1 protein-coding gene is annotated in these 253 nt (G+C 63.2%); it reads left to right on the top strand.

Annotated features, from left to right (window positions below):
* Positions 1 to 24 precede the first annotated feature (24 nt).
* Positions 25 to 253: AAA family ATPase (locus QCD70_RS19060; RefSeq protein ID WP_301219210.1), on the top strand; the 229-nt coding region annotated here is incomplete at its 3' end.

The raw sequence follows: 253 nt of genomic DNA, 5'->3' as shown, positions 1-253 counted from the left end.
ACCCTGGCCGAGCGTTAAGCCCAGATGCGCCTGAAAAGCATCAAGCTGGCCGGCTTCAAGTCCTTCGTCGATCCGACGACGGTGAGCTTTCCCAGCAACATGGCGGCGGTGGTCGGCCCCAACGGTTGCGGCAAGTCCAACATCATCGACGCCGTGCGCTGGGTGATGGGTGAGAGTTCGGCGAAGCACCTGCGCGGCGAGTCGATGACCGACGTCATCTTCAACGGCTCCAACACGCGCAAGCCGGTGACCC

Source organism: Agreia sp. PsM10, from assembly GCF_030433855.1.
GTDB lineage: Bacteria > Actinomycetota > Actinomycetes > Actinomycetales > Microbacteriaceae > Agreia.
Note: the sequence above shows the minus strand (reverse complement) of the source record. Positions and strands in the feature narration are given on the sequence as shown.